This is a genomic window from Bacillus sp. SIMBA_154, assembly GCF_046536015.1.
GTDB classification, from domain to species: Bacteria; Bacillota; Bacilli; order Bacillales; family Bacillaceae; genus Bacillus; species Bacillus pumilus_P.
In genome coordinates this window covers 1-232 of the sequence record NZ_JAWJBV010000722.1, presented here as the reverse complement: position 1 = coordinate 232, position 232 = coordinate 1, and the positions used below count along the sequence as shown (strand labels likewise).

General features: G+C 38.4%; 1 pseudogene. It reads right to left on the bottom strand.

The window, feature by feature from the left end:
- A pseudogene (locus tag R0K30_RS23770) lies at positions 1-223 on the bottom strand (DUF420 domain-containing protein); the annotation flags it as partial.
- Between the last annotated feature and the right edge of the window lie 9 nt (positions 224-232).

The window sequence follows — 232 nt, the reverse complement described above, 5'->3', positions numbered from 1 at the left end:
CTTGAATATTTTTTTGCTTAATCATAAAGAGCGCTGCCAGCAAAAAGATAAAAGTAAAGCTGTTAAAAATGGCATTTAACATCGGCAGAATATGAATATTGGCAATGCTGACCTGTCCCGATTTCGGCATAAAAAACAGCACCGCAATTAGCCCGTTGATCAGAACGGTCAATGTCAGCACGATACCGGTATAACTTTTAGGTTTGTTTTCTGTCTGATTCATCTTATGACC